The organism is Novosphingobium sp. YAF33, from assembly GCF_052113265.1.
Taxonomy (GTDB): Bacteria; Pseudomonadota; Alphaproteobacteria; order Sphingomonadales; family Sphingomonadaceae; genus Novosphingobium.
Window position 1 is genome coordinate 1 of the sequence record NZ_JBFRCW010000035.1, and the last position, 4,732, is coordinate 4,732.

General features: G+C 56.9%; 5 protein-coding genes. 3 read left to right on the forward strand and 2 right to left on the reverse strand.

Annotated elements, in window-relative coordinates; all coding sequences use genetic code 11:
• Positions 1 to 574, forward strand: a 574-nt coding sequence (locus AB4Z00_RS26390; protein WP_442047880.1) for a HEPN domain-containing protein, incomplete at its 5' end; no start/stop codon positions are given.
• On the opposite strand, the gene AB4Z00_RS26395 is transcribed toward AB4Z00_RS26390, so the two are convergent.
• Positions 571 to 933: a hypothetical protein gene (locus AB4Z00_RS26395; protein WP_442047881.1), complete on the reverse strand. Its 363-nt coding sequence runs from the start codon at positions 931 to 933 to the stop codon at positions 571 to 573. The genes AB4Z00_RS26390 and AB4Z00_RS26395 overlap by 4 nt on opposite strands.
• A gap of 1,812 nt (positions 934 to 2,745) precedes the next feature.
• On the opposite strand from AB4Z00_RS26395, the gene AB4Z00_RS26400 reads away from it, so the two are divergent.
• Complete coding sequence (locus tag AB4Z00_RS26400) at positions 2,746 to 2,961, forward strand: helix-turn-helix transcriptional regulator (protein WP_442047882.1); 216 nt, start codon at positions 2,746 to 2,748, stop codon at positions 2,959 to 2,961.
• A 487-nt stretch (positions 2,962 to 3,448) separates the two neighbouring features.
• Positions 3,449 to 4,318 (forward strand): 4a-hydroxytetrahydrobiopterin dehydratase, encoded by an 870-nt coding sequence (locus AB4Z00_RS26405; RefSeq protein WP_442047883.1) that lies wholly within the window; start codon positions 3,449 to 3,451, stop codon positions 4,316 to 4,318.
• A gap of 143 nt (positions 4,319 to 4,461) precedes the next feature.
• On the opposite strand, the gene AB4Z00_RS26410 is transcribed toward AB4Z00_RS26405, so the two are convergent.
• The coding region (locus AB4Z00_RS26410; protein WP_442047884.1) for a hypothetical protein at positions 4,462 to 4,732 on the reverse strand (271 nt) is incomplete at its 5' end.

The following is a 4,732-nucleotide window of genomic DNA, read 5'->3' on the forward strand; positions in this document are numbered from 1 at the left end:
CCAGACGTACCTTCAGATAGAGTTCCACGCTGAAAATCCCCAGTCCTCCCTGCCAAGCAGAAAGGCTTCAAGGTGGACGACTTTTACGCCGCCCGCAGCGGACCTATCCCGCCGCTACCGTGGCCGACTATTCCACCGCCGTTCTCAGGCCGCGCGCAACTATAAGCAGTGGTTTGAGAGCGCGAGCCGTTTTCTCGCCGGATCAAAATTCATGATTTCGCAGGGGTGGGGGAACCAAGCCGCGTTCATGCTGCATCAGGCTACCGAGCATGCCTACCACGCCACGCTTCTCACCCTGACGCTCTACACCCCGAAGTCGCATAACATCGAGTTTCTGCGAAACCGTAGCGAGGACCTGGTCCGCGACCTGATTCCGGTCTGGCCGCGCGACAGCAAGTTCACGCGGCGCTGTTTCGAGCTGCTGAAGCAGGCTTACGTCAAGGCCCGCTACTCCCAGTATTACACGGTCAGGGACGCTGAACTGGAGTGGATCGTCGAGCGCGTCGAATTGCTTCATGTGCTTGTGAAGGAATCCTGCGAGGCGCACCTTCAGAAACCTGTTCGCGCCTCCTAGGCGACCTCTTTTATCTCGATATCCAGCGTCAGCTGCAGCACGTCTTCCCCGTCGGGCAAGGCGTACGGCTGTAGGGTTTCCGTGCCGCATGCCAGCGCGATCCAATCGAAATTCCAGTCCAGTTCCAGCGCTTCTCCGAGGCCCTGACGCACGATCTTGACCATCGCGGCACCTTCGGCTGCGATGGCAAATTGGCATGCCGGGCCGCCAGGAATCCAGTTCGCCAGAATCAGCGTTCCATCGGAAAATGCCAGCGAGAATCCCTCGGCAATCCCGCGTGCCGGAACATCGAGGACGGTCTGGATATCGCCGTGTAATTGCAGGCGGTTTCCCTCCAATGCTTCGATCCGCACGCCCATTTTCCAGCTCCTGTTCGCGACTCAGTGAGCACAATCAATAGAACATATAGCGAACATCGGAAAGGCTCTCTCAAGGGGATAGCGGCTGAATTCTTGAGCGCGGGAAAAGGGGGGAGGGGCTGAAGAGGGGCGGAAAGGGCGGAGGGCAAGATAGAAGCAGGGCCTCTCGTACCCGCTTTTTTGCTGTCTTCACATCGGTTTAGCGGGAGGCTCCCGCGTTTTGGAGGAGTGTGGTCGGAGGGTGCCAATTCTTGCGATGGCAGAGGCGGAAAATTGCCTTTGCGCGTTCGAGGTGGACCGTCTGGGATCGGTCGAGTGTCGCCGTATAGCATGTGCTCTCGCACAGGACAGTGTGGCAGATTGAGGTGCCGGATGGCCGTCCAAGCGGACCCGGTCGCGAAGATAGCTTCTCCGGGCATAAATGCGGTCATCGCGCGCCTGAAGCATATCCAGGGTGAGGGGAGTATTCCCTGGGCGAATGCGTCACGCTTTCAGGACCGGCAGAGACGTCGTCTTTGGCAATGGGATTTCCCAGAGAGAGTACCCCTGATCGCGGGGATTTCGATTGATCTTTGCACTTGATGAAGGCGAGCAGCGCGTGGGACTGCGGCCTTGACCGTCAGCTGCTGCAGAACTTCGAGGATGACACTACCGCTCGTCTCGGATGGGGGCGATAAGTAATCGCCATGCCTTGTCTTTGCGCGGCGCTCACAGACAGGCCATCGATCTGGTTATTGCCCCTGACGAAATCGTGCGGGAAAACGCCTTGTTCCGGGCCAGATATTACTGAGCTCAAACTGCGCGGCGCCGCGTGCTTCGGCGGCTCATCCTGCGTGTCGCGACGAAAGATGAAATGGAGGGCTGCCATTGCGCTCGAGAGCTTTGAAACGGTCCCCAGGGGAATGGATGGCACAATGACAATATTGCTGCCCCGGACCGCCAGCTGAAAGCCATCCCAAGCTGCTGCAGAAGGACAAGGTGATCCAGGATCTCGACGAGGTCGTGGGTAGGGTCGAGGAGGAGGGGGCCTTTTCGAAGAGCAGCGTGCTGCCGCTACCTGTTCGTCGCGGTTGGCAATGGAAACGCAGGATGTTCACACCGAGCGCGAACTTGACGCGATTGCGATAGTGATAGGCCTGCCCGATTGTTTTTCTCGGATCCGACAACCAGGCGCCTGCGATTGCCGCCGGGAAATCGGACTTATTGGAATCGGTTGGGTCGATGCGATGCGATGCGGGGGGGGGGGGGGGGGCAGCGGTTGGCTTAATACCGGAATCGTGACTCTCCCGCCGGGCCTGAGCCCTCGATCGACCACGAAGATTTGGGCTGTGTAAAGCCGCAGCATGCGCGCGCTACCTCGATGCAATCAAAGCCGTCCCGGCCGGAAAGTTTGTGGCGCAATTTTTTGATACCACTCATGGCCGCTTGAGCTTGGACTTGCGGTTTCGGATGAAGCGCTGAGATTCCCGTGTTGAAAAAGAGGACATCATGGGCCTCTAGGACGAGGTCGCAAGCGCTGGTCCCATTGAATTGAAATCTGGGCTGCCCCAGAAAGTGTCTTGGGTCCACCGGAGCGCGCCTGCCGCTGGATAGCCGCAGAAGATATGCTGACGATCATGCAGATAGGCAGAGTCAAGTTGTGACCTTCTCCGTGATAGCCTCGGTTCGGTTCGGCGCGAGTTCATGTCCAGGCGAGCGTTTGGCGGGTGTCCTGGATGTCAGGCCTTAAGCGGCGCGAAGCAGATGAGGTTACCCCGGCAGGATCCTCGATTGGCAGGCAGACGAGTAACGTTCCTTTTAAGGAGTGAAGCGATGGAGAATGGCGAAAATCGTTTGGCGGGAAATCGGCGGGTGATGTCGCCGACTGAGCCACTCGCGGTACGTATTCCCGAAGCCTGCCGCCTAATCGGTATTGGCCGGTCAACTCTTTACAAGATGATCGCGGAAGGGGATCTGAAGGTCGTGAAGATCGGAGGTGCAACCCTTGTGCCGATGAAAAGCCTCCGAGGGATTATCGAGAATTTGTGAAGCTATCGGAACGTTTATGTCTTGGTCGTGGGACAGTCAGGAAGGGCAGCTACGCAGACATGATATCGGATAGTGGACATTCCAACGCTTCGGTGTCGGCTTCCGATGCCGACCCTTTGCCGCCATTCAGGCGCCAATTTCGCATCCCTAGGTTCGGACTATCCGGTAACCCGCAGGTCGCGGCCACGACGCGGCGTTCGGCTTCCGGCGGCAGCCGACCAGCCCCGGCCGTTCAGCTGGGCCACAGCGAACGTCTGCTCCTGATAGAAGCTGCCGTATTGACGGCCCGAAGTGGATTGACTGCAACGCGCCCCAATTCAAATCGTTAGGCCTATCCGCCGTTTGTCCGGCAACCCGACCCATCAATAGCGAATTGAAGTGTGACCGCCTTTGGGCAAAGATTGATTAAAGCGGTGATGCATTCATGATATGCAACCGGTTGCATCGATCCGAAATAATTGCGATCGAAGTAGCTTAGGAAATCTTTATGACCGGCCGGGTATTCATCAATTATCGTTGGGATGACACCGCCGAAGCTGCGCAAGCTATATTTTCGCAGCTGAGCCTGCATTTCAGCATTTCCGATCTATTTATGGATACATCTTCAATCGAGAGTGGCCAAGAATGGCCAGCGCGCATTCGCGATTGGCTGCTCGGGTCGAGGGCGATGTTATGTCTTATTGGCCGCAATTGGCTCTTCTTACAGGATACTCATGGGCGGCGTCGCATCGACAGCGACGAAGACTGGGTTCGCAGAGAGATTGAGCAGGCTTTGGCGGAAGGGCTGCAAATCTATCCTATTCTGATTGATAACGCTGAAATGCCAGAAGCGCGGGCCCTACCGACGAGCATCAGGGCACTTCATGATAGGCAGGCATTCAGAATCGGTCGGACGAGCTGGATGGCTGATCTTCGAAGCTTGGTGACAAGCTTGGAGAAGGATAGTGTGATCGCCGATCACCATTCCTCACTTGATCATCCTTCTTATCCAAACCCTGCTAAGCTAACGGCGCAAGGCCTTTCAGAGAAAGAGCTTTCTGACGCCTTGCAAGAGCTGGACGGCTGGCAGCCCTGGTCGGAGCGAATACTACGTGAATATCCGTTCGAACGAACGGAACTCAGGAGAACGTTTGGGTTCCGAAGCTTCAGGGCGGCGATAAAGTTTATGGACGAAGCTGTCGAGGTATTCACTGCGATGCAGCACCACCCTCGTTGGGGCAACGAGTGGCGCGTCGTCCACATTCGTCTGACTACTTGGGATGCGGGTAACAAGATTACCCGAGCTGACATTGAGGCAGCGAGGGCGATCGATGCTTTGGTACAGAGGTGGCGAAATGCCGGAAAAACCGTGATATAAGAACTCGTCTTACCCTATGCCATTTCCTAAGCAGGAGAACGCTGAGCGTGATCGGATACCCTCGATTGCTGTGCTAGGATCTCCAATCGCTTAACCCGGCACTGACGTGGCGGGTAGGTTGTAGATCTGGCACTCTGGCACACTCAAGTGGGCGCCGACGGTGTCGCAGGCCGTTTGATACGGTCGGCTAGATCAAACTCATCCATCTCAATTATGCTGATGTAATTTGGATGGCGTTTGAGACGATGTTTGCCGCTGTCGAACGGTACCCATCCGGTGGGCCCCGCCTTGCCGATGAGGTGATCGACCGGTCTTAAGTGCGCTCTTAAGAGTGCGCTTAGGAGCGGTCGATGGGTCAGATCACGGTGTTTTCCGGGCCGGAACGGCGTCGCCGTTGGAGCGACGAGGAACGGG